Consider the following 21,119-nt stretch of genomic DNA (forward strand, 5'->3'; position numbering starts at 1 on the left):
CGAGCCGATCCCGGTGCCGTCGTCGCTACGCCTCGTCGTCGGACAGCAGACGTATCCTCGGCTCGGCGCAGAGTATTTCATGCAGGACCGCGTTCAATCGCGCCAGCGCCGGGGCCGCATCCACGGCCGTGAACCAGCGCTTCCACCAGGGGACATCCGCCATCGCGACGCACCACCACACGACTTGCTCCGCCGGCGGCGGTGGATCGCCGGGCTGCGCAGTGCCGTAGTCGACCTCGTTGCCGCAGCCCACCCACAACTCGAACGGCTCGCGGGCGCACATCAAGCAGCGTCCCCAATCCTCATCGATGACCGGCTCGACCGGATAGCCGCGCGACTGCAACTGCGCCTTGAGCCACTGCGCGAGCTGACGCCCGTACCTGCGCGGGTTGATGTCCTCGTCCTCGCCGGGCTCGATCCGGAACAGGTCGGTGGTGAAACGGTAGCCGTCCATCGCCTTCCCCAAGACGTGCGCTGCGCGCGATTCGCGCCGCGCGGCAGTATGCCCGAGGCTGAGGCGCGCGATGCGCGGCGCAAACGAAAACGGGAAGGGCTTTCGCCCTTCCCGGTATCAACATAGTACTCCGTCCGGGGCTTGCGGCAAGCCCCCGCCGCGGGCGCAGGATCGCCGCCCTCCGCCGCGTTCGGCGCATACGGGAGTAGCGACATGCGAGTTCTGTTGTCCACCTTCGGCTCGCGCGGCGACGCCGAACCACTGGCTGCCCTGGCCGCCGCGCTGCGGGCGCAGGGCGCGCAGGCACGGGTCTGCGCCTCGCCCGACTTCGCCCAGCGCCTGGAGCAGGCCGGGGTGGAACTGTTCCCGGTCGGCCCGCCGGTGCGCGACTGGATCCGCGAGGTGATGGCCGATCCCACGCCCGACATCCCCGGCCGCGGCGCGCAGATCATGGCGATGTACCGCGACGCGCTCAGCGTCGCCATCGAAGGCTGCGACGCGGTGGTCGCCACCGGCCTGTTCCCCGCCACCACCGCCGCGCAGATGCTGGCCGAGCGCCACCGACTGCCGTACGTCTACGCCGGCTACTGCCCGACCTACCTGCCCTCGGTGCACCACGCCCCGTTCCAGTTCCCGCACAGCCCGCCGCCGCCGGCCGATGCCGACAACCGCGAACGCTGGGCGCTCAACGCGCGCGCGATGCAGGACACCTTCGGCGACACCGCCAACCGCCATCGCGCCGAACTCGGCCTGCCGCCGACGCAGCACCTGCGCGACCGCGTCTTCACCGCCCTGCCCTGGCTCGCCACCGACCCGGTGCTGAGCCCGTGGGCGCCGACCAGCCTGTGCGAGGTCGTGCAGACCGGCCACTGGATCCTGCCCGACGACCGTCCGCTCGCGCCGGACCTGTGCGCGTTTCTCGACGCGGGCGAGCCGCCGGTGTACGTCGGCTTCGGCAGCATGCCGTTGCACGCCTGGGGCGGGAACGCCGCGCGCACCGCCATCGAGGCCGTACGCGCGCAGGGCCGCCGCATCGTCCTCGCCGGCGGCTGGGCCGGCTTGATCCCGGTGGACGCCGACGACGACTGCTACGCCGTCGGCGAGGTCAACCAACAAGCGCTGTTTCCGCGCATGGCCGCGATCGTCCACCACGGCGGCGCGGGCACGACCATGGCCGCGACGCGCTCGGGAACGCCGCAGGTGATCGTGCCGCAGATCGCCGATCAGCCGTATTGGGCCAGGCGCGTGGCCGACCTGGGCATTGGCGTGGCGCATGCGGGGGCGGTCGCCAGCGTGGAATCGTTGAGCGCTGCGTTGGCGACGGCGCTGACGCCGCGGACGCGGGTGCGGGCGGAGGTGGTCGCTGGGATGGTGCGGGGAGATGGGGCGGCGGTGGCGGCGAAGCGGTTGATCGATGAGGTCGGCGGCGACCGCAGCTAAGACCTGAGCCGCGAAGCGCGCGCCCGGTTCATCCGGCGCGCGCTTCGATTCACCCCCGCTGGCGTCGGGGCGCTGCAGGCCGCCGTCACTGCGCGCTCGCAGATCGCAGGCAATCGCTAGGAGCCGTTCGCGCTGCCCGGCGCGGACTTCGCCTCCATCCGGTCATTCATGGCTTGGTCGATCCAGCCGACATACCGGCTCACCCGCACATTGCAACTCGAATGACCGTACTGCGCAGGGCGCGTAGTGCGCACATCGCCTTGGACGATCTTCCACGACGCCAATCCGGCCAGACGCCAGCGTCCGAGACCGCGCATCAGCACCGGCCCACCACTGTCGCCATTGCCCGCCATGCCTTCCAGCGGCAGCGCCGCGGACGGACGGTCGAAGGTGTAGCAGAGCCAGCGCGCGTCGGCGCGATCGATGCGGTTGCGGGCGCGGCGCAGTTCGGTGCGGTGCGATCCGTCGAGATCGTGTCCGCGCGCGCCGGTGCCGGTAGCGCCCTTGCCCAGGATCTCGACCGTCTTGCCGAGTTCTCCCTGCCCTCGATACAACGCGACCGGCGCCGCATCGACGACCGGCTCGGCCAGCTTCACCAAGGCGACATCGTCGGACGCGGACAGGAACGCCACGATCTCGTTGCCGTCGCCGCCGGCCAGCGCCCGATCGATCAACGCCTGTGGCAGCCGCTTGAATCCGGGATGCAGCACGACGCGCTCGACCCGCCGGGGCTTGCCGGCGACGACGACCTGATCGACGTGTTCCTGCCACGACACCGCATGCGCCGCGGTCAGCACCCATTGCGGCGCGATCAGTACGCCGTGGCCTTCGCCGGGCAAATCGGCCAGGGCCGGCAAATGGGTTGCGGCGACGCGGTACTCGGCATCGCCGGTATCGTCGCGGATCGTAATCGCATCGGCCCTGCACGACGCAACCAGAAACAAGAAGGCGATGGGAGCTGAAAGGAACCGCAGCGTCATGGAGTCCTGGCCTTCGTCTTCGGCACCTCGCGGCCCAGCAACTCGAATTCGCCCAGATACCCGACCAGGCCAACGCCATCGGCCATGCGCGCTCCAACGAACTTCCGGCCGCCAAGCTCTTCGCCCTGGACGACGATCACCGGCACCCGTTTGTCGCCGTCGCGATGGTAGGCGTACTGGGGAATGAGCAGCGGCAGCGGCTTGCTGGCCGGCACCGCCCCATGGGCCAGCGCGAATTCCGCCCGGCCCGCCTGGACGTCGGCGGGAGTCGCCGCGCGACCGGCAATGAAACCGGAGGTGGGCAAGCGGGGCCACGCCACTTGCGCGGATGCGTCCCCGATACCGATCGACAGCGCCAGAGCGAGTGCAACCGCAGCCAATCTCTTAGCGCTCACTGGAACTTTCCTCTGGTTGGATCGGCCCGCGCCATCCCTGCGGTTGCGGCTCCCAATCGCCCTCTCCCAACACCGCCTCGACCAGATTTTCCACCGGGTACTCCAACCGCTCGGCGGCTTTCGCGCCGCCGTCGTCGCGATGGGCGGCGAGTACGAACGGCACGAACGCGGCATGGTCGTGCGCGGCCAGCGCGACCATTTTTTTGGCCAGGTCGTAGGACAGCAGACTGCCGTCGTCGGTGCGATGGAAGGCGGCGCCGGACCAGAATTCCTGGATGCGTTCGGCCGTCCAGAACTTGATGTGTTTGCGTTCGATCTCGTCCGGCGTGTAGAGCTGCGCGCTGGGATGGGCCAGATGCGGGAACAGGCTGTGTTCGGTGTTCACCGCCATGCCCTCGTTGAGCCAGGTCGGGATCGGCAGGTGGGCGAGCAAGGCGTGGGTGAGTTCGTGGGCGATGGTCGGTTGCATCGCGTCGGCGTGGCTTTCGCACAGGGCGAAGTGGCCGTAGCCGGCGTTGAGGAAGACGCCGGCCGACATCGCGTATTCGCCGCCCTCGGGGTAGTAGTGGGCGATGTAGTCGTAGTACGCGTCGTCTTCGATGAAAACCAGGCACACGTGCTTGCCGCCGCCGACCGGCTGCGCCAGCGGGCCGAGGTTGCGCACGATCCGCCGGCGCGCGGTCTCGCAGAACTTGAGATAGGCCTGGGCCTGCGCGGGCGGCATCGCCGTCAGCAGGAGGAAGCGCTCGGAGCTTTGTACGCGATAACCGGAGCCGAGGGATTCGGCCAGGGCCCGTAGCCAATGCTCGGCGGCGGCGGTCCAGAAGGCGTCGCTCTCGGCGATGCTCCAGTCTGGACGTTCGGCGACGGCAATGCGCTCCCAATCGGGAATGGGCCGACGGGTGTCGCCGAACCAGTGCATGTGGATATCGGGCGGCGGCGTGGAGACCGCCGGCGCGGGCGCCTGGGCGGCACTGGAGCGAAACAAACGGCGTAGGTGGGTCAGCATGCGGGGGCCATCCAGGGCGGAAGAACGCGGTCGTCGCGAAGACGATTCTGGCCCGGCCGCAGGGCGGATGCCAGCGCCGGCACGCGTGGCGGCGGGACGTTCCGCGGCGAGTGTCGTGCGCGTAGAGAGCGGCGCGAGGGGGTGCACTTGACGCACGAGGCTATTTGCTCGGGCCGCAAGGCGCTTTGCCCCGCGCCTGCACCACGGCGCTTGGCACGCAAGCTATTTTGATTGGCGCTACTAGCGAATCCACTCGACATCAGACTTCACAGGCCCAGCAGCAAGGCTCAGCGTCTCGCGCGCAAGCCTTTTTTCCCCAGCCGCGCAGCAATTTGGTTCAACGTCGCCGCCGAACGGGTTGCGCGCAAGCCGTCGCGGCTTGCGCGTGAGGCGGAATTCCTCGCCGAATCAGACGCGGGCCGTTTCCGGCGAGGCTTTCCGGCCCGAACGCGAGCCATCGCGGCTTGCGCGCAAGTCCTATCGCCTTGCGCGCAAGCCTCGCCCGCCTCGGCGGCGCCCCAATCCGGGGCGACGCCGGGACTTTTTGCGTTGCGGTCGGACCTGCCGCGCTTGCGCGCAAGCCCGTACGGGTTGCGCGCGACGCTTCAGCGCTTACGCGCCGCCCGGACCGGACCGGACGCCGGCCTCAATCCGCGTCGCGATCCACCCGCGGCAGCGGCGGCGCGTCGCTCAGGTCGACCGGTGCGGCAGCGCGCGCGCCACGGGCGTTGCCCACGGCTTCGGCGACCACCGGCGGCTGGCTGCGCAGGTTCTGGTAGTAGTTGCGGATGCCGCCGGTCACCTGCAACGAGTAATCGGTGGTCATGAACTGACTGCCGTCCTGCGTCTCCAGATGCGCCCCGTCCGCGATCGGCTTGAAGAACTCGTCGAACTTGTCCATCGGGAAGTCGCTGGGCTTGTTCGCGCTGAACACCGCCATCGCCATCGGCCGGCCGCGGTTGACCGGGTCGGCGGCGTTGGCGAAGGTGCCGGCGCGGCCGTGGCAGGACACGCACGAAGAAATCGGGCTGTCGATCGGGCCGTTGACGCGGCCGCCGAGTCCGTGGTGGCGCACATACGCGCGATTGCCGTAGTCCCAGCCGGGTTGTTCGACCAAGAAGCCGTTGATGCGCGACTGGGTCAGCGCGGTGTTGACGAATACGCCGTTGCGCTGGGCGTCGGTGCGCACCGATTGGTCGTCGCCCCAGATCAGGCCGACCGGGCTCATCCGGTCCCACACCGTTTTGCCCGGCGAGCCGCCGTCGTAGACGAAGGTGCCGAACACCCAGCCGCTGCTGCGCGCCAGGCGCGGGTCCTTCACCGCCACGTCGAGCTGCAGCAGGCGCATTTCCTTGTCCACGCGCGGCTTGTTGTAGTTGGTGTCGGGATAGATGTTGGCGGTCCAGACCTTGCCGTTGGCCAGGTACGGCACTTGTTCGACCGGCGCGTCGGTGAACAGCAATTTGCAGGCCACGGTGTTGGGCGGGAACGTGGATTTGGCCGGGTCCGGGCGGCCGTCGGCGGTCAGCCAGACCTTGCCCAGGCCGACGCCGCCGCGGTCGTTGTAGAAGCCCACCGCCCAGTTCTGGCCGCGCCCGGTCTGCTTGCTGTGCAGTTCGAACGGGCGCGACATGCGCTCGCGGGTCATGCCGCGGCGCCACTCGCGGCCGCCGCCGAACTGGCTGCCGTCGTCGTGTAGCCACGGCGCGTGGTACCACTTGCGCACGCGGTTGTCCTGCACGCGGAAGTCGACGTCGACGTTGCCTTCCAGGCAGTAGTTCAGCACCGCGCGCAGGTATTCGTTGGGGAAGGCCTTGAAGTCGATCTTCTCCCACGCGAAGGTGTCGGCGGCGTAGGTCTTGGGGAAGTCCTGGCTGAGCTGGAACACCTGCGCCGGCGGCGTGCCCGGCGGCGGCGGGTAGCGCGGGTCGTAGCTGGGGAAGCGCGGCGCGGCGGCTGCGGCGGCCGGCGTCGGTGCGGCGGCTGCGCTGCGCTCCTGCGAGATCGCGCTGGCGGCGACGCAAGCGGCCGCGGCCGCGCCCAACATCCAGATGGATTTCATCGCCCGCCCCTGTGCGTGCCTGTGTGTTCCCTTGCAAACGCAAAGGCCGCCCAGGCCGGGACACGGTGGCCGCGATGGGCCATCGGACTGCGACGCCCTTCGAGAATCCAGCCGCCCGGACGGGGTGGGCCCCGGATCGGCGACCGGTTCGCTCGCCGCCGGCAAGCGCCGTCGCGCCGATCCGGACCGCCGCCCTGAAACCATCGGCGACCCGGCGGCCCCGCCGCGGGCTTCGCATCGCGTCCGCCGCCTGCGACGCAGGCATCTTCGCAACCGCCCCGCGCTGAGCGAGGATGTCGCCTTCGCGAACGAAGGAACGCCGCCCGCCATGACCCTGCCGCCCGGAACCGTACTGCGTCCGATCCTGCCGCGCGACGACGCGGCGCTGGCGGCGATCGCGCGCCAGGTGCTGGCCGAATTCGGCTCGGGCCTGGCCAGCGATCCGGAGGTCGATGCGATGCAGCGCGCCTACAGCCGGCCGCGCAGCGCTTACTACGTGGTCGAGCGCGACGGCCGGCTCGGCGGCGGCGTGGGCATCGCGCCGCTGCTCGGCGGCGAGGAAGGCGTGTGCGAGCTGCGCAAGTTCTATCTGCTGCCGAACGTGCGCGGGATCGGCCTGGGTCAGGCCTTGCTCGACCAATGCCTGCTGAGCGCGCGCGGGTTCGGCTTCGGCCAGTGCTATGTCGAAGTGCTGGATCGGATGAGCGAGGCGCAGCGGTTGCTGGAGCGCAACGGCTTCCAGTTGTTGCAGGCGCGGATGGGGTATGGGGAGTTGCGCGGCAGCAATACTTGGTATCTGCGTTCGCTTTGAGTAGCGGGCTGGATTCGAATGGGGGCCTGGGTTCGCCTTGCGCCCGGTCCGCTTCGGGCAGGCCGCTTTTGAGCTGGCCGCTTTTGAGCGGACCGCTTTCGAGCGGCCGCGGCTTTTGTGGGAGGACCATCAGACCCGACGCTTTCCGGTCGGGTCGCCGCAACCTGTCAGCAAAGCGTCGGGCCTGAAGGCCCTCCCACAAAACCTGGAAGCTTCGGACTGCAGGCCCTCCTACAAAGGCTCGAAGCTTCGGACTGAAGGCTGTCCCACACAGCCAGGACTTCGGGCCGCAGTTCCTCACAAAGCCAGGGCTTCGGGCTGAAGGCTCTCCCACAGCGCAAGGCTTAGGGGCCGGAGGCCTCCACACCGTAAAGCGGGCTCGGGCCCGCAAAGCCTCACCGCCCAGGCCGACCCAGCGCAAAAAATGCCGACGCCGCCCCCGTTCCGGCGGCGGACGCCCGCCCGGCCCGGGGCGGCGCCCTCCCCCTGGGTCCTTTAGAATGGCGCCTTTTCCGCCCTCAGGACCGCCCCATGCAACTCGAAAATGCCCGCGCCGCGATCACCGGCGGCGTTTCCGGCCTCGGTTTCGCCGTGGCCCAGCACCTGGTCGCCCGTGGCGGCAAGGTCGCGCTGTTCGACGTCAACGACGACAAGGGCGCGCAGGCCGTGGCCGCGCTCGGCGAGGGCAACGCCCGTTACTTCCGCACCGACGTCACCGACGAAGCCGGGGTGTCGGCCAACCTCAAGGCGGCCAAGGAGTTCCTCGGCGGCCTGAACGCGACGATCAACTGCGCCGGCATCCTCGGCGCCGGCCGCGTGCTGGGCAAGGAAGCGCCGATGGCGCTGTCGCAGTTCCAGACCACGGTCATGGTCAATCTGGTCGGCAGCTTCAACGTGGCCAAGGCCGCCGCCGACCTGATGCAGCACAACGAACCCGGCGCGGACGGCGAGCGCGGCGTGATCGTCAACACCGCCTCGGTCGCGGCGTACGAGGGCCAGATCGGCCAGGCCGCGTACTCGGCCAGCAAGGGCGGCGTGGTCGGCATGACCCTGCCGATGGCGCGCGAACTGGCCCGCTTCGGCATCCGCGTGATGACCGTGGCCCCGGGCATCTTCTGGACCCCGATGGTCGACGGCATGCCCGAGTCGGTGCAGCAGTCGCTGTCGGCCTCGATCCCGTTCCCCTCGCGCCTGGGCAAGCCGGAGGAGTTCGCCGATCTGGTCGCCTACATCCTCGGCAACACCTATCTCAACGGCGAGACCATCCGCCTCGACGGCGCCACCCGCCTCGCGCCGAAGTAACCCACACCCGCTACCTGCAGGAGCGGCGCGAGCCGCGACCGCGACAACGCAACTACGCCGGAACCTTCGGCGCGACCGGACGCTCCGCGGTCGCAGCTTGCGCAGCTCCTGCAGTCGGAAACGCAACGAACATCTCGATCGGAATCGACGCAATGAAGGCTTACGACGTCAAGAAAGGCAACGTCATCGAACACAACGGCACCGTGTACCAGGTGCGCGACATCGAACGCAGCTCGCCGCAGGGCCGCGGCGGCAACGTGAAGTTCCGCTTCACCATGTACTCGGTCCCCGGCGGCACCAAGTTCGACCTCAGCGCCGGCGCCGAGGACGAGCTCAAGGAAGTCGAGCTCAGCCGCCGCCAGGCGACGTACTCGTACAAGGACGGCGACGCGTTCGTGTTCCTCGACGACGAGGACTACACGCCGTACACCCTGGACGCCGACGTGGTCGGCGACGCCGCAGGCTACATCATCGCCGACCTCGGCGGCTTCTACGTGCAGATCATCGACGACCTGCCGGTCGGCCTGCAGCTGCCGGCCAGCGTGTCGCTGGAAGTGATCGAGACGCCGCCGGAACTCAAGGGCGGAACCGCGACCAAGCGGCCGAAGCCGGCCAAGCTGGAGACCGGGATCGAGATCATGGTGCCGGAGTACATCGGCACCGGCGAGCGCGTGCTGGTCAACACCGCGACCGGCGAGTTCGCCGGGCGTGCGGACTGACATCGCGCGCACCGCCGCGGCCGCCCTGCGGGCCGCGGCGTTGCTGACCGCCAGCGCCGCGATGGCGCTGGCGGCGGCGTGCTCGCGCCCCGGCGCGGGCGCGACGAACGGGACCGTGGCCGCCGCGCAGTGCGAAATTCCGCAATGGCTGCAGCCGCCGCACCGCGACGGCTTCTGCGACCTGCCCGCGGACCTGCGCGGGTTCGTCGCCGAATACGAAGAATTCAAGGCGTTTTCCGGCGGCGAACCGTCCGATGCCGCGGCAATGGAAGCCCTCGCCCGCGAACACGAGCGGCGCGTGGGCGAGCAGCGCGCGCGCTGGTCGCGACTGCGCGCCCGCTACGCCGCCGACACCGCCGTCTCGCGCTGGATACAGCGTTACGGCCAAGAGCAGGACCGCTTTTTATGACCGCCACCGACTACCGTTTCGCCGCAGCCACCGCCGCCGACATCGAGCGGCTGATCCCGGTGCTGCGCGAGTTCTATGCAGTCGAGCACCTGCCGTGGAACGAACCGGCGCTGCGCCGCGCGCTCGGCGCGCTGGTCGCCGACCCGAACGCCGGGCGCTTGCGCCTGATCGTGCGCGACGGCGAGATCGCCGGCTACTTCGTGCTGGGGTTCTGCTTCAGCCTGGAGTTCGGCGGGCGCTTCGGCCTGCTCGACGAGTTGTTCGTCCTGCCGGCGCATCGCGGCGGCGGACTCGCCAAGCGCGCGCTGGGCGAAGTCGAAGCGCTGTGCCGGGCCGAAGGGCTGGATGCGCTGCGGCTGGAGGTCAACGACGACAACGCGCATGCGCGCGGGATCTACGAGCGCGCGGGCTATGTGGCGCATCCGCGGCGCTTGATGACCTTGTGGCTGCGCGATCAGGGTACGGCGACCTGAGCGAAGGGCGTCGGGCCTGAAGGCCCTCCCACTGGCCGCCTGCGCTGCCGTCATTCCGGCGAAAGCCGGAATCCATTTTGATCTTGCCGTTGTCGTTGCCGAACGTAACGGGCGAAAACGAAAGCAAAATGGATTCCGGCTTTCGCCGGAACGACGGTGTCGAGGATCGCGCCACCATCGCAAGCTGCGCGCATCCCAACCATTACACCGCGGCGCCTCCCAAGCCAGGCAACGCTGTACATCGATAGCAGCGACGGCCTTCACACAAAAATCCGGGAAAAACCGCTCCGCCGGCTTGCGATTGCGTGATCGCGCGCACCCGCCCGGCGCTGCCACGAACCTGCAATCTGCCGCTTCCAGGCTTTATCGTTTCCCCCGGCGGCGCACCCGCGCCGCGCCCAGCTCTGGAGCAAGGCCTTGGCATCCCCGACCCGTCGCGATTTCCTCAAGCTCGCAGGCTCCACCGCCGCGCTGAGCCTGCTGCCGCCCAGCATCCGCACCGCCCTGGCCACGCCGGCCGCGCGGGTCACCGGCACCATCCAGGACGTGCAGCACGTGGTGATCCTGATGCAGGAGAACCGCTCGTTCGATCATTACCTCGGCGCGCTGCGCGGCGTGCGCGGTTTCGACGATCCGCGGCCGATCCCGCTGCCGGGCGGCAAGACCGCGTTCGAGCAGCCCAAGTCGGCGAGCAATCCCAACAACGTGGTGCTGCCGTTCCATCTCGACACCGCCAGCACCGCGGCGCATTGCCTGGCCGACATCGATCACAGCTGGAAAGGCGCGTACTCGCGCTGGAAGGACTACAACGCCTGGATTTCGGTCAAGGGCCCGATGTGCATGGGCCACTTCACCCGCGAGGACATGCCGTTCTATTACGCGCTGGCCGACGCGTTCACCGTCTGCGACGCCTATTACTGCTCGCACCACGGCCCGACCAATCCCAACCGCATGCACCTGTTCACCGGCACCAGCGGCATGACCGTGGGCGACTACGGCGCGCAGGCGGTCAACAACGCCGACGACGGCAACTGGACCGGCGACATGGCCCGCGACAAGCCGACCTTCGCCGGGCACAAGTGGAAGACCTATGCCGAGCGCCTGCAGGACAAGGGCATCGCCTGGCGCGTCTATCAGGAGCACGACAACTACGGCGACAACTCGCTCGCCTACTTCGCCGCGTTCCGCAAGCTGGATACGAATTCGCAGTTGTACAAGCGCGGCCGCGCGATCGTGCCGGGCTCCAACGAGGCCAACGCCAAGACCTCGCGCGGCGAGCACCTGATCGCCGAGTTCGCCAAGGACGTGCGCGAGGGCACTCTGCCGGCGGTGTCGTGGATCGTGCCGTCCTACATCATGAGCGAACACCCCGAGGCCACGCCGGCCTACGGTGAATCGCTGACCGCGCGCCTGCTGGAAGCGCTGGTGGCCAACCCCGAGGTCTGGTCGAAGACCGTCTTCATCATCAATTACGACGAGAACGGCGGCTTCTTCGACCACGCCGCCGCGCCGCTACCAGCGATCAACGCCGACCTGGGCAAGAGCACGGTCGACACCGCGACCGAGAACTACAACGGCATCCCGGTCGGCCTGGGCGTGCGCGTGCCGATGTTCGTGATCTCGCCATGGAGCAAGGGCGGCTGGGTCAACTCGCAGGTGTTCGACCACACCTCGGTGCTGCGCTTCCTGGAAGCGCGCTTCGGCGTCGCCGAGCCGAACATCAGCGCGTGGCGCCGCACCGTGGCCGGCGACCTCAGCACCGCGTTCGACTTCGCCACCCCGAACGCGGCGTGGCCGGCGCTGCCGGACACCGACGACAGCATGAGCAACGCCGATGCCAGCTGCCGCCTGGCCGCGCCCAAGCCGCCGGCGCAGCAGCGCCTGCCGAAGCAGGAGCGCGGCCAGCGCCCGGCGCGCGCGCTGCCGTACGAGTTGCAGGTCAGCGGGCGCATCGAAGCGTCCAGCGGGCGCTACTGGCTCGACTTCGGCAACAGCGGCGTCGCCGGCGCCTGCTTCAACGTCTATGCGGGCAACCGCAGCGACGGCCCGTGGTACTACACCCTCGATGCGGGCACGGCGCTGTCGGACTACTGGAGCGCCAGGCAGGTCACCAAGGGTCTCTACGACCTCTCGGCGTACGGCCCGAACGGTTTCCTGCGCGCGTTCAAGGGCGACCTCAACAAGGCGTTGGCGGCCGACGGCGCGAATCCGGAAGCGACGGTGCGCCACGACGTCGCCGGCGGGCGCCTGCTGATCGAGTTGGTCAACACCGGCAAGGCCGCGTGCACGCTGACCCTGAAGCCCAACCGCTACAGCGCCGCCGCCGCGCGCAGCTACACGCTGGCGCCGGGCGCCAAGCGCAGCGACAGCTGGCCGCTGGCGGGCGCGCGCGGCTGGTACGACCTCAGCCTGACCTCGGACAAGGACGCGGGCTATCTGCGCCGTTTCGCCGGCCATGCGGAGAACGGCGAGCACAGCGTCAGCGATCCGGCGATCGGCGCCTGATCGGCACTTGATCGGCGGCGGCGCGCGGCCGCCCGCCCAGCGGGCCGGTGGCCGCGCGCACGATGCCGGCCGGCGCGCGGCGCGCCGGCGCGGCGCACTACGAACACGCTCGGCGGACGCCGCGCGCGGCGTCGCGGACGAGCGGTGGCGATCCAGCGCCGCCGCTTTGCTACGGTGTCGCCAGCCTTAGCCGGAGCCCGCCGATGACCGACGCCGACCATCGCAACAACCGCCGCACCGTCGCCGCTTACGAAGGCTATGCGCGCGGCTACGCCGCCGCGGTGCCGGCCACGCCATCGCCGCAGGCGGCCGCGGATTTGCGCCGCTTCGCCGCCTCGCTGGCGCCGCCGGCGCGAGTGCTCGAGATTGGCTCGGGGCCGGGCTGGGACGCCGATTTTCTCGAAACCCTGGGCGCGCAGGTGCGGCGCACCGATGTCACCGCAGCGTTCGTGCGGTTTCAGATCGAACGCGGCAAGCAGGCGTATCCGCTGGATCTGCTGAGCGACGAGATCGAGGGAACTTACGACGGGATCTTGCTGCTGTACGTGGTGCAGCACTTCGAACGCGACCAGCTCGATGAGGCGCTGCGAAAGCTGGCGCGGGCGCTGACGGCGCAGGGCGTCGCACTGCTGTCGCACATGCTCGGCGACGGCGACGAGTGGGAAGGCGACGCGGGCGACTACCGGGTGGTGCGCTGGCCGGCGGCGGCGATGGACGAGCGCTTGCGGCGCGCCGGGTTTGCGGTCGAGTGGGAAAGCTTCATCGATAGCGAACGGCGGCCTTGGCGGAGTGTTTTGCTGCGCAAGCTCGGGTAAGTCGTGTTGTCTGCGGTCGCGCGGCACGGTGAACGGCGCGTCGTCGTTGCGTTGGCGCGGTCGCGGCTCGCGCCGCTGCTACTGGGGGCGTAGGCGGCCACGTCGTCTGCGAAAGCTGCGTTTCTTCGCCCGTGGTTGCGCGGCGCGGTGGACGGTGCTTCGTGGTTGCATTGGCGCGGTCGCGGCTCGCGCCGCTGCGACAGGGGGCTGCGGATGTCGCGCTGCTTCCTGTAGGAGCGGCGCGAGCCGCGACCGCGAACTCGCCCGGCACGGCGTCGGTTCCGCCGCGCTACAGCTTCATCCCCAGCCAGATCACCGTCTCGGTCGAAGCCGACACCACCGGCGAGAGCAACCGCGACCAGAAGCGGTCCTCGTGCAGGTGCCCCGCCGAGGTGTCGTGATGTTCGCGTTCTTCGTCGAGGATCGCGGAAATCGCCGCAACCGCCGCCGGGTCGCGGCCTTTCAGCAGGTCCAGCTGATGGGCCAGATGACGCAGCACCACCCACTCCACCGCGACCGTGGTCGCGGCGATGGCGCGGGCGCCGAACAGGCCGGTGATCAGGCCCAGAGCGTAGCCGCCTAGGCCGCATAGCCCATAGCTGCCGCAGCGCGCGCGGCCGCGGCGTTCGAGTTCGGCCCGGAACAGCGCGCGGTGGCGTTGTTCGTCGGCGCGGAACGCGCCCAGTTCTTGCAGCAGATGCGGCGCGGTGAGCCGGGCCATGCGGATCTGGCCGGCGTAGATGTTGACCGCGCCGTGTTCGCCGGCGTGGTTGACCTTGAGGATGCGGCTGCCGAGATCGGTGTCGCTGCCCGCAGCTTGCGCGATGGCGCTCATGGCGTGCGCGAGCGCCGCGCGGGCTTCAGCCAGCGCCGCAGCTGCGCATACACCTGCGCATCGCCGAGCAAGTCCAGATGATGCAGGCCGTAGCCCAGCCATTGCCGCGACGCGGGAATGCGCAGGTCGAACGCGGGATTGCGGTGCCGGCCCAGCGCGCTGGCGACCGGCACCAGCCCGTCGCCCGACGGCGGGTCGTCGCGGCGCTGATCGCCCTCGTCGCGCGCGCGCCGGGCGTCGGTCGACACCGCGATCGCGTAGCTGCGCACGCCCTTGGGCAACGGCACCGGCGTGCGGGTGTCGGCGCGCGCGTCGGCGCCGGCGCGCTTGCGGTCGGCGTGCGCGCGCCAGTCTGAATCGAGCAGGTTGCCGTGGCGCAGGTCCTGGATGCCGGCGCTGCGGATCTTGCCGAGGCGCGCGAACGGCGCGGTGTACGGGCTCAGTTGGATCACCGTGTCGAACCAGCTGCCGGCGCGTTCCAGCGGCGCGCCCTGATGCGGCGTGCCGAGAAACACCAGGCTGTCGAGCTTGTCGATCCAGCCATGCCGCGCCTGCGCGGCGGCGTGGCAGGCGCTGCGCGCGACCAGGCCGCCCATGCTGTGGCAGACGATCGCCAGGCGTTCCACCGGCACCGGCCAATCGCGCAGCAAGCGTTCCAGCCGGGCGGAGAAATCGCGGCCGTTGAACGAAATGTGGCGGCCGCTGTTGTAGCGCAGATAGACCGGCGTCCAACCCGCGTCGCGCGCCAGCTCGGCGCCGTAATCGTGGCCGTTCCAGCGCCACTGCCGGTCGTTCATGCACAGGCCGTGGACGAATACGACCAACTTGCCGCCGGCCTGCGGCAGCGCCGCGCCCAAGGCCTTGCGGCCCGACGGCAACGGCCGGCCGCCGCTGCACAGGCGCATGCCGATGGCCAGCGGGTTGCCGGTTTCGTCGAGGTGATCGCCGAGCACGCCGTTGAGCGCGCTGATCGCCGCGTCGCGTTGCGGCAACGATTCGATCCGGTCCAGCCACGGCGCGACCTGCGCCAGTCCCAGGTCCAGCGCGCCGCCGACCAGACGGGCGACGCCGCGCACGCCGCGATACACCTGCCCGGTCAGGCCGCGGGTCGGGTCGTAGACCGGCGCGCCGAACGGGCCGGGCAAAGCGGCGATGGTGGCGTGGACGGATTCGACCAGATCGGCGACGCCGGTGATCGCGTCGATGGTGAGGCGGCCGATGCCGCGCAAATCGCCGCCGTAGCCGGTGTCGTTCGGGGCCGAGCGTTTGGTCGACATGCGGCGGCGCGGGCGGATGAGGGGCTCAGCGTAGCGCAGTTGCCTGCGCATCGCAGGCGCAGGCCGCGCAAGCGCCGAAGGCTGCGTCGCAGCCCGGCGAGTCGACCGCCGGCACCCGCACCGAGGCGCCGCCGCGCGGGCAACCGCGTGCGCAGACCGCGCTCAGCCGCCGCGCGCCAGCCACTTGCGCGCCAGCCGCCGCATCGAGTCGTCGCTGTCCGGATCGGCCAGCACCGCGTCGATCTCGCGCCAGGCCAGCGCCAGCGATTCTTCGCCGACCACGAACGCTTCGCTGTCGCCCGCGCGCACCACATAGCGCAGGTCGTAATGCCAATGGCCGGGCACGTCGCCGCGCTCGGGAATCCAGTGGCGGTCGAGGTCGAACAGCTCCGGCTCCACGCTGAGGCCGGTGAGCCCGGATTCCTCTTCGGCTTCCTTCAGCGCGACCGCGGCCAGGTCGCGGTCGCCGTCGGCGTGGCCGCCGAGCTGCAGCCAGCGGCCGAGCTTGCGGTGGTGGGTCAGCAACACGCGCGCGCCGGCGCGGTCGACCAGCCACGCGCTGCCGGTGAAGTGGCCGGCCAGGCGCTCGCGCCGGAACGGGTCCGGCCATACGCCAGCGTCGTGCTGCAGCGCACCACGCGCCGCGTCGGTCTCGGCCAACAGTTCCAGGAACGGCGCCGTATGTCCGGCTTCTTCCGGCCAGCGCCGGGCATAGTCGCTCAGTGTGGAACGAAGTTCGGCGATGGCGTCGGGGCGTTGCGCTGGCATGGAGAGGGGCTGGCGATTCAGGAACGGGGAGCCGGGATTATCGCCGCCGGGACCATGACCGTGTGCGCTTGCCGCTTATTTACACCCTGAGTTAAGGTGGCCCGCCGCCCCGCTCCGGGTGCGAGTCATCGTCGTCGCCAGAACGACGGGCACAGATCACTTCTTACGAGAGAGAGGGGAGTTCGATGTCGAGAGGCCTGTTCATCACCAAGCCGGTAGCACCCGCCGGCCATGTGGACGCCGGCGAGCCCGTAGAGGGCAGCCTCCAGGGCGAGGCAACGCTGAAACGGTCTCTGACCGCGACCCAATTGGTGATGCTGGGCATCGGCGCGGTCATCGGCGCCGGCATCTTCGTCCTCTCCGGCCACGCCGCGGCCGAGCACGCCGGCCCGGCGATCGTGCTGAGCTTCGTCGTCGCCGGCATCGCCTGCGCGCTGGCGGGCCTGTGCTACGCCGAGTTCTCGGCGATGCTGCCGGTGTCGGGCAGCGCCTACTCCTATTCTTATGCCACGCTCGGCGAGTTCGTCGCCTGGTTCATCGGCTGGAACCTGGTGCTGGAATACCTGTTCGCCGCCTCCACCGTCGCGGTGGGCTGGTCGGGCTACCTCAACAGCCTGCTGACCACCTTCGGCGTCGGCCTGCCGGCGTCGCTGTCGGCCGCGCCGCTCAACATGGTCGACGGCGCGTTCGTCTACACCGGCGGCCTGGTCAATCTGCCGGCGGTGGTCATCGTCGCCGCGCTCAGCGGCCTGTGCTACGTCGGCATCACCCAGTCGGCCTTCATCAACACGATCATCGTCGCGATCAAGGTCGTGGTGATCACCTTGTTCGTCGCTTTCGCCGCCAAGTACGTCAACCCGGACAACTGGGTGCCGTTCATTCCGGAAAGCCAGGGGCCCGGCAAGTACGGCATCGACGGCGTGATCCGCGGCGCCTCGGTGGTGTTCTTCGCCTACATCGGTTTCGACGCGGTCTCCACCGCCGCCGGCGAAGCCAAGAACCCGCAGCGCGACATGCCGATCGGCATCCTCGGCTCGCTGGTGATCTGCACCATCATCTACATCATCGTCTCCGGCGTGCTGACCGGCCTGCTGCCGTACCACATGCTGAGCACGCCCAAGCCGGTCGCGACCGCGCTGGAAGCCTATCCGGCGCTGGGCTGGCTGAAGCTGGTGGTCGAAATCGGCGCCATCGCCGGCCTCAGCTCGGTGATCCTGGTCATGCTGATGGGCCAGCCGCGCATCTTCTATTCGATGGCGAAAGACGGCCTGCTGCCGCAGTTCTTCGCCAAGGTGCATCCGAAGTTCCAGACCCCGTACGTGGGCACGATCATCGTCGGCGTGTTCGCCTGCATCCTGGCCGGCCTGTTTCCGATCAACCTGCTCGGCGAACTGGTGTCGATGGGCACCCTGCTGGCGTTCGCCACGGTCTGCGTCGGCGTGCTGATCCTGCGCAACACCCGCCCCGACCTGCCGCGTCCGTTCCGCGTGCCGCTGGCCGTCGTGGTCTGCCCGCTCGGCGCCGCCGCGTGTCTGTACCTGTTCTGGAAGCCGTTCTCCGAGCATTGGCACCTGATGACCGGCTGGACCGCGATCGGCATGCTGATCTACTTCGGCTACGGCTACCACAACAGCAAGCTGCGCAAGGCGGCGGGCGGCAAGGCCTGAGCCCGGCGCATCCATGATTCGAGGCCGGCGGGACATCCCGCCGGCCTTTTTCCTTTTTATGCAGCGACGTTTCCACCGCAGCGACCGCGAATCCGAGTGCGTCGTTCTTTGAAGTCGTCATTCCCGCGAAAGCGGGAATCCGGAGACTTCGGAGTCTTGCATCGGTGAAGCCCTGGATGTTCGGCTTCGCCGAAATAAAGCAGAGCCCGCTTTCGCGGGAATGACGGATCGGACAGACGCAGCGCGCGGACAGACGCAACACCAGGACGAACCACCATGCTGGAACAACTCCGGGCGACCAAACACCCGCACGCCGCCCACACCGAGGCCGAAGGGCTGAGCCTGCACCGCACCCTCGGCCCCTGGGGCCTGACCGCGCTGGGCATCGGCGCGGTCATCGGCGGCGGCATCTTCGTGATCACCGGCAAGGCCGCGGCCGAGCACGCGGGGCCGGCGATCATGCTGTCGTTCGTGCTCGCGGCGATCTGCTGCACCTTCTGCGCGCTGGCCTACGCCGAATTCGCGGCGATGGTGCCGGTCTCCGGCAGCGCCTACACCTACACCTACGCCACCCTCGGCGAACTGGCCGCGTGGTTCATCGGCTGGATGCTGATATTGGAATACGGCGTATCGGCCTCGGCGGTGGCGGTCAGTTGGACCGGCTACTTCCTCAGTCTGTTGCAACACTTCGACATAACGCTGCCCGCGGCGCTGGTGCAGGCGCCGCTGGACGCCAAGCTGCGCCCGACCGGCGCCATCGCCAACCTGCCGGCGGCGGCGATCGTGCTGTTGCTGACCTGGCTGTGCTACGTCGGCATCCGCAAGTCCTCGGCCATGAACATGGCGATGGTGGTGCTCAAGTCGGGCCTGATCGTGCTGGTGATCGCGGTCGGCTGGAAGTACGTGAACCCGGACCTGTGGCAGCCGTTCATCCCCGAATCGCAGGGCCACGGCAAGTACGGCTGGGAAGGCGTGCTGCGCGGCGCCTCGATGGTGTTCTTCGCCTACATCGGCTTCGAGGCGGTGTCGGTGGCGGCGCAGGAATCGCACAAGCCGCAGAAGGACATGCCGATCGGCATGATGGCGTCGCTGGCGATCTGCACGGTGCTGTACATCGGCATGGCCGCGGTGATGACCGGCCTGGCGCCGTACTACACCCTGGGCACCGACGAGCCGGTGGTGACCGCGATCGCCGCGCATCCGGCGCTGAACTGGCTGCGCATCGTGGTCGAGGTCGGCGCCCTGGTCGGGCTGTCGTCGGTGGTGCTGGTGATGATCATCGGCCAGCCGCGCATCTTCATGATCATGGCCCGCGACGGCCTGCTGCCGCCGGTGTTCACCAAGATCCATCCCAAGTACCGCACCCCGCACATCAACACCGTGATCACCGGCATCGGCATCGCCCTGCTCGCGGCGCTGTTCCCGCTCGACATCCTCGGCGACATGACCTCGATGGGCACCCTGATCGCGTTCGCCTCGGTCTGCCTGGGCGTGCTGATCCTGCGCCGCACCCAGCCCGACCTGCCGCGGCCGTTCCGGATCCCGTTCGCGTGGCCGATCTGCATCAGCGGCATCCTCAGCTGCCTGGTGCTGCTGTCGACGATGAGCGCGCACAACTGGATGCTGATGGCGGTGTGGACCGGGATCGGTTTCGCGATCTATTTCGCCTACGGTTTCCGCCACAGCTTCCTGCGCAAGTCGCGCTGATTGCGGACGCCCCCACGAGGCCGGCCCCGGGACTCCCAGGGCCGGCCTTTGGTTTTTGTAGGGCGGCTCTTGTGGGAGGGCCTTCAGGCCCGACGCTGTCCGGCCGGATCGCCGCGACCTGAGACAAAAGCATCGGGCCTGAAGGCCCTCCCACAAGAGCAGGCCTGCCGCCATAACGCTGCGTTATGGCAAAAACGAGGCAACCGCCACATCCGGGCGCTAAACTGGCGGGCATGAACAGCCCCCTGCCCTACGATCCGCAGCGCCTGGCGCATTGCGCCGGCGAGATCATCGTCAATGTGCGCGAGCTGGCCCAGCGCGGCTGGACCCCGGCCACCAGCAGCAACTTCTCGCGCCGCATCGACGGCCAGCACGTGGCCATCACCGTCTCCGGCCGCGACAAGGGCCGGCTGACCGAAGACGACATCATGGTCGTCGACCTCGACGGCGCCCCGGTCGCCACCAGCCACCGCCCGTCCGCCGAGACCCTGCTGCACACCCAGCTGTACAAGCGCTACCCCGAGATCGGCTGCGTCCTGCACACCCATTCGCAGACCCAGACCGTGGCATCGCGCCTGTACGCCGGCCAGGGCCACGTGCACCTGGAAGGCTACGAGCTGCTCAAGGCCTTCGCCGGCACCACCACCCACGACACCGAGCTGGACCTGCCGGTCTATCCCAACACCCAGGACATGCCGACCCTGGCCGCCCAGGTCGACGCGACCCTGGACCAGCAGACCCTGTGGGGCTACCTGATCGACGGCCACGGCCTGTACGCCTGGGGCCGCGACATGGGCGAGGCCCGGCGCCACCTGGAGGCGTTCGAATTCCTGCTGGGCTGCGAACTCGAACTGAGGAGACTGCGCCGATGAGCCGCTTGCGTATTTTCCGCGAAGACCAGCCCGACGCGCCGAAGCTGAGCACCAGCGACCAGGGCGAGATCGCGCGCGAACTGGCCAAGATCGGCGTCGGCTTCGAGCAGTGGCAGGCGTCCAAGCCGGTCAAGCCGGGCGACACGCCGGAGACGATCATGGACGCCTATCGCGCCGACATCGACCGCATCACCGTCGAGCGCGGGTTCAAGACCGTCGACGTGGTCAGCATCGCCCCGGACAACCCGCAGCGCGAGACCATGCGCGGCAAGTTCCTCGACGAGCACTACCACAAGGAAGACGAAGTGCGTTTCTTCGTCGCCGGCTCGGGCCTGTTCACCCTGCACGTCGAACCGAACGTCTACGAGATCAAGTGCGAACAGGGCGACCTGATCTCGGTGCCCGACAGCACCCTGCACTGGTTCGACATGGGCCCGGAGCCCAGCTTCGTCGCGATCCGCTTCTTCACCGAGCCGGACGGCTGGGTCGGCTACTTCACCGGCACCGACATCGCCCAGCAGTTTCCGCGGTTCGAGCGCGGCCAGGCGGGTTGAAGCAAGGAGTGAGCGTAGAGGAGTGAGGAGTGAGCGAAAGCTCCCCTGCTCTCGTTCGCCCCCGC

Annotated in this window: 22 protein-coding genes and 1 pseudogene; 13 read left to right on the top strand and 10 right to left on the bottom strand. The window is 69.2% G+C overall.

Translation table 11 applies throughout. The annotated features are described in order from the left end of the window. Positions 1-25: 25 nt before the first annotated feature. A complete protein-coding gene (locus RDV84_RS22430) occupies positions 26-454 on the bottom strand; it encodes a hypothetical protein (protein WP_309151665.1) in 429 nt (142 codons plus the stop codon). 213 nt (positions 455-667) lie between these two features. On the opposite strand from RDV84_RS22430, the gene RDV84_RS22435 reads away from it, so the two are divergent. Beyond that, on the top strand, positions 668-1,894 hold the full coding sequence (locus RDV84_RS22435; RefSeq protein ID WP_309151666.1) for a glycosyltransferase: 1,227 nt from the start codon (positions 668-670) through the stop codon (positions 1,892-1,894). Between the two features lie 116 nt (positions 1,895-2,010). Here the strand turns inward: RDV84_RS22435 and RDV84_RS22440 are convergent, their stop codons facing one another. From RDV84_RS22440 to RDV84_RS22455, 4 genes are all read right to left on the bottom strand, one after another. Further along, positions 2,011-2,874 carry a S1 family peptidase gene (locus RDV84_RS22440; RefSeq protein ID WP_309151667.1) on the bottom strand — a complete coding sequence of 288 codons (864 nt, stop codon included), beginning with the start codon at positions 2,872-2,874 and terminating at the stop codon, positions 2,011-2,013. Then, positions 2,871-3,269, bottom strand: coding sequence for a hypothetical protein (locus tag RDV84_RS22445; protein WP_309151668.1), 399 nt, complete (start codon positions 3,267-3,269; stop codon positions 2,871-2,873). Before RDV84_RS22445 ends, RDV84_RS22440 begins: the two co-directional genes overlap by 4 nt. Then, positions 3,259-4,278: a hypothetical protein gene (locus tag RDV84_RS22450; protein ID WP_309151669.1), complete on the bottom strand. Its 1,020-nt coding sequence runs from the start codon at positions 4,276-4,278 to the stop codon at positions 3,259-3,261. Before RDV84_RS22450 ends, RDV84_RS22445 begins: the two co-directional genes overlap by 11 nt. A 646-nt stretch (positions 4,279-4,924) precedes the next feature. Continuing rightward, complete coding sequence (locus tag RDV84_RS22455) at positions 4,925-6,340, bottom strand: hypothetical protein (RefSeq protein WP_309151670.1); 1,416 nt, start codon at positions 6,338-6,340, stop codon at positions 4,925-4,927. A 328-nt stretch (positions 6,341-6,668) separates the two neighbouring features. Between RDV84_RS22455 and RDV84_RS22460 the strand changes: the two genes are divergently transcribed. The 6 genes from RDV84_RS22460 to RDV84_RS22480 all read left to right on the top strand — a co-directional run bounded on the left by RDV84_RS22460 (position 6,669) and on the right by RDV84_RS22480 (position 10,054). Continuing rightward, positions 6,669-7,151, top strand: coding sequence for a GNAT family N-acetyltransferase (locus RDV84_RS22460; protein WP_309151671.1), 483 nt, complete (start codon positions 6,669-6,671; stop codon positions 7,149-7,151). 117 nt (positions 7,152-7,268) lie between these two features. Next, positions 7,269-7,409: a DUF6053 domain-containing protein gene (locus RDV84_RS27035; protein ID WP_425606198.1), complete on the top strand. Its 141-nt coding sequence runs from the start codon at positions 7,269-7,271 to the stop codon at positions 7,407-7,409. 273 nt (positions 7,410-7,682) lie between these two features. After that, positions 7,683-8,453 carry an SDR family NAD(P)-dependent oxidoreductase gene (locus RDV84_RS22465; RefSeq protein WP_309151673.1) on the top strand — a complete coding sequence of 257 codons (771 nt, stop codon included), beginning with the start codon at positions 7,683-7,685 and terminating at the stop codon, positions 8,451-8,453. A 152-nt stretch (positions 8,454-8,605) separates the two neighbouring features. Then, complete coding sequence (gene efpL, locus RDV84_RS22470) at positions 8,606-9,172, top strand: elongation factor P-like protein EfpL (protein WP_057947148.1); 567 nt, start codon at positions 8,606-8,608, stop codon at positions 9,170-9,172. A 115-nt stretch (positions 9,173-9,287) separates the two neighbouring features. Beyond that, entirely contained in the window at positions 9,288-9,581 is a 294-nt protein-coding gene (locus tag RDV84_RS22475; RefSeq protein WP_309151675.1) for a hypothetical protein, read from the top strand. Next, complete coding sequence (locus RDV84_RS22480) at positions 9,578-10,054, top strand: GNAT family N-acetyltransferase (RefSeq protein WP_057947146.1); 477 nt, start codon at positions 9,578-9,580, stop codon at positions 10,052-10,054. The genes RDV84_RS22475 and RDV84_RS22480 overlap by 4 nt, the downstream gene beginning before the upstream one ends. On the opposite strand, the gene RDV84_RS27040 is transcribed toward RDV84_RS22480, so the two are convergent. Further along, complete coding sequence (locus RDV84_RS27040) at positions 10,036-10,086, bottom strand: DUF6053 domain-containing protein (protein ID WP_425606355.1); 51 nt, start codon at positions 10,084-10,086, stop codon at positions 10,036-10,038. The genes RDV84_RS22480 and RDV84_RS27040 overlap by 19 nt on opposite strands. A 385-nt stretch (positions 10,087-10,471) precedes the next feature. Here RDV84_RS27040 and RDV84_RS22485 point away from each other — a divergent pair, with 385 nt between their 5' ends. Then, positions 10,472-12,559, top strand: a complete 2,088-nt coding sequence (locus RDV84_RS22485) for a phosphocholine-specific phospholipase C (RefSeq protein WP_078997988.1) — start codon at positions 10,472-10,474, stop codon at positions 12,557-12,559. Between the two features lie 47 nt (positions 12,560-12,606). Then, a complete protein-coding gene (locus RDV84_RS22490; protein WP_078997987.1) occupies positions 12,607-13,374 on the top strand; it encodes a class I SAM-dependent methyltransferase in 768 nt (255 codons plus the stop codon). A gap of 289 nt (positions 13,375-13,663) precedes the next feature. Here RDV84_RS22490 and RDV84_RS22495 read toward each other — a convergent pair whose 3' ends face one another. The 3 genes from RDV84_RS22495 to RDV84_RS22505 form a co-directional block, all read right to left on the bottom strand. Continuing rightward, on the bottom strand, positions 13,664-14,209 hold the full coding sequence (locus tag RDV84_RS22495) for a demethoxyubiquinone hydroxylase family protein (RefSeq protein WP_309151676.1): 546 nt from the start codon (positions 14,207-14,209) through the stop codon (positions 13,664-13,666). After that, positions 14,206-15,486 (bottom strand): esterase/lipase family protein, encoded by a 1,281-nt coding sequence (locus RDV84_RS22500; RefSeq protein WP_309151677.1) that lies wholly within the window; start codon positions 15,484-15,486, stop codon positions 14,206-14,208. Before RDV84_RS22500 ends, RDV84_RS22495 begins: the two co-directional genes overlap by 4 nt. Before the next feature lie 162 nt (positions 15,487-15,648). Beyond that, complete coding sequence (locus RDV84_RS22505; RefSeq protein WP_309151678.1) at positions 15,649-16,254, bottom strand: NUDIX hydrolase; 606 nt, start codon at positions 16,252-16,254, stop codon at positions 15,649-15,651. Positions 16,255-16,439: 185 nt separating this feature from the next. On the opposite strand from RDV84_RS22505, the gene RDV84_RS22510 reads away from it, so the two are divergent. Together RDV84_RS22510 and RDV84_RS22515 are read left to right on the top strand one after the other, a co-directional pair. Next, a complete protein-coding gene (locus RDV84_RS22510) occupies positions 16,440-17,921 on the top strand; it encodes an amino acid permease (RefSeq protein ID WP_057947141.1) in 1,482 nt (493 codons plus the stop codon). 276 nt (positions 17,922-18,197) lie between these two features. Beyond that, complete coding sequence (locus RDV84_RS22515) at positions 18,198-19,628, top strand: amino acid permease (protein ID WP_057947140.1); 1,431 nt, start codon at positions 18,198-18,200, stop codon at positions 19,626-19,628. Between the two features lie 73 nt (positions 19,629-19,701). Here the strand turns inward: RDV84_RS22515 and RDV84_RS27405 are convergent. Continuing rightward, positions 19,702-19,863, bottom strand: a pseudogene (locus RDV84_RS27405) (DUF6053 domain-containing protein); the annotation flags it as partial. Between RDV84_RS27405 and RDV84_RS22520 the strand changes: the two are divergent. Together RDV84_RS22520 and RDV84_RS22525 are read left to right on the top strand one after the other, a co-directional pair. After that, positions 19,862-20,500 carry a methylthioribulose 1-phosphate dehydratase gene (locus tag RDV84_RS22520; protein ID WP_057947139.1) on the top strand — a complete coding sequence of 213 codons (639 nt, stop codon included), beginning with the start codon at positions 19,862-19,864 and terminating at the stop codon, positions 20,498-20,500. The pseudogene RDV84_RS27405 and the gene RDV84_RS22520 overlap by 2 nt on opposite strands. Continuing rightward, entirely contained in the window at positions 20,497-21,054 is a 558-nt protein-coding gene (locus RDV84_RS22525) for a 1,2-dihydroxy-3-keto-5-methylthiopentene dioxygenase (RefSeq protein WP_309151679.1), read from the top strand. The genes RDV84_RS22520 and RDV84_RS22525 overlap by 4 nt, the downstream gene beginning before the upstream one ends. The last annotated feature ends 65 nt before the right edge of the window (positions 21,055-21,119 follow it).

Source organism: Lysobacter yananisis, from assembly GCF_031199375.1.
GTDB lineage: Bacteria > Pseudomonadota > Gammaproteobacteria > Xanthomonadales > Xanthomonadaceae > Lysobacter > Lysobacter yananisis.

Excerpts from the sequence above, each read along its gene's own strand:
- RDV84_RS22430 (WP_309151665.1), bottom strand. The coding sequence starts at position 454 with ATGGACGGCTACCGTTTCACCACCGACCTGTTCCGGATCGAGCCCGGC.
- RDV84_RS22435 (WP_309151666.1), top strand. The coding sequence starts at position 668 with ATGCGAGTTCTGTTGTCCACCTTCGGCTCGCGCGGCGACGCCGAACCA.
- RDV84_RS22440 (WP_309151667.1), bottom strand. The coding sequence starts at position 2,874 with ATGACGCTGCGGTTCCTTTCAGCTCCCATCGCCTTCTTGTTTCTGGTT.
- RDV84_RS22450 (WP_309151669.1), bottom strand. The coding sequence starts at position 4,278 with ATGCTGACCCACCTACGCCGTTTGTTTCGCTCCAGTGCCGCCCAGGCG.
- RDV84_RS22455 (WP_309151670.1), bottom strand. The coding sequence starts at position 6,340 with ATGAAATCCATCTGGATGTTGGGCGCGGCCGCGGCCGCTTGCGTCGCC.
- RDV84_RS22460 (WP_309151671.1), top strand. The coding sequence starts at position 6,669 with ATGACCCTGCCGCCCGGAACCGTACTGCGTCCGATCCTGCCGCGCGAC.
- RDV84_RS22465 (WP_309151673.1), top strand. The coding sequence starts at position 7,683 with ATGCAACTCGAAAATGCCCGCGCCGCGATCACCGGCGGCGTTTCCGGC.
- efpL (WP_057947148.1), top strand. The coding sequence starts at position 8,606 with ATGAAGGCTTACGACGTCAAGAAAGGCAACGTCATCGAACACAACGGC.
- RDV84_RS22480 (WP_057947146.1), top strand. The coding sequence starts at position 9,578 with ATGACCGCCACCGACTACCGTTTCGCCGCAGCCACCGCCGCCGACATC.
- RDV84_RS22495 (WP_309151676.1), bottom strand. The coding sequence starts at position 14,209 with ATGAGCGCCATCGCGCAAGCTGCGGGCAGCGACACCGATCTCGGCAGC.
- RDV84_RS22500 (WP_309151677.1), bottom strand. The coding sequence starts at position 15,486 with ATGTCGACCAAACGCTCGGCCCCGAACGACACCGGCTACGGCGGCGAT.
- RDV84_RS22505 (WP_309151678.1), bottom strand. The coding sequence starts at position 16,254 with ATGCCAGCGCAACGCCCCGACGCCATCGCCGAACTTCGTTCCACACTG.
- RDV84_RS22510 (WP_057947141.1), top strand. The coding sequence starts at position 16,440 with ATGTCGAGAGGCCTGTTCATCACCAAGCCGGTAGCACCCGCCGGCCAT.
- RDV84_RS22515 (WP_057947140.1), top strand. The coding sequence starts at position 18,198 with ATGCTGGAACAACTCCGGGCGACCAAACACCCGCACGCCGCCCACACC.
- RDV84_RS22520 (WP_057947139.1), top strand. The coding sequence starts at position 19,862 with ATGAACAGCCCCCTGCCCTACGATCCGCAGCGCCTGGCGCATTGCGCC.
- RDV84_RS22525 (WP_309151679.1), top strand. The coding sequence starts at position 20,497 with ATGAGCCGCTTGCGTATTTTCCGCGAAGACCAGCCCGACGCGCCGAAG.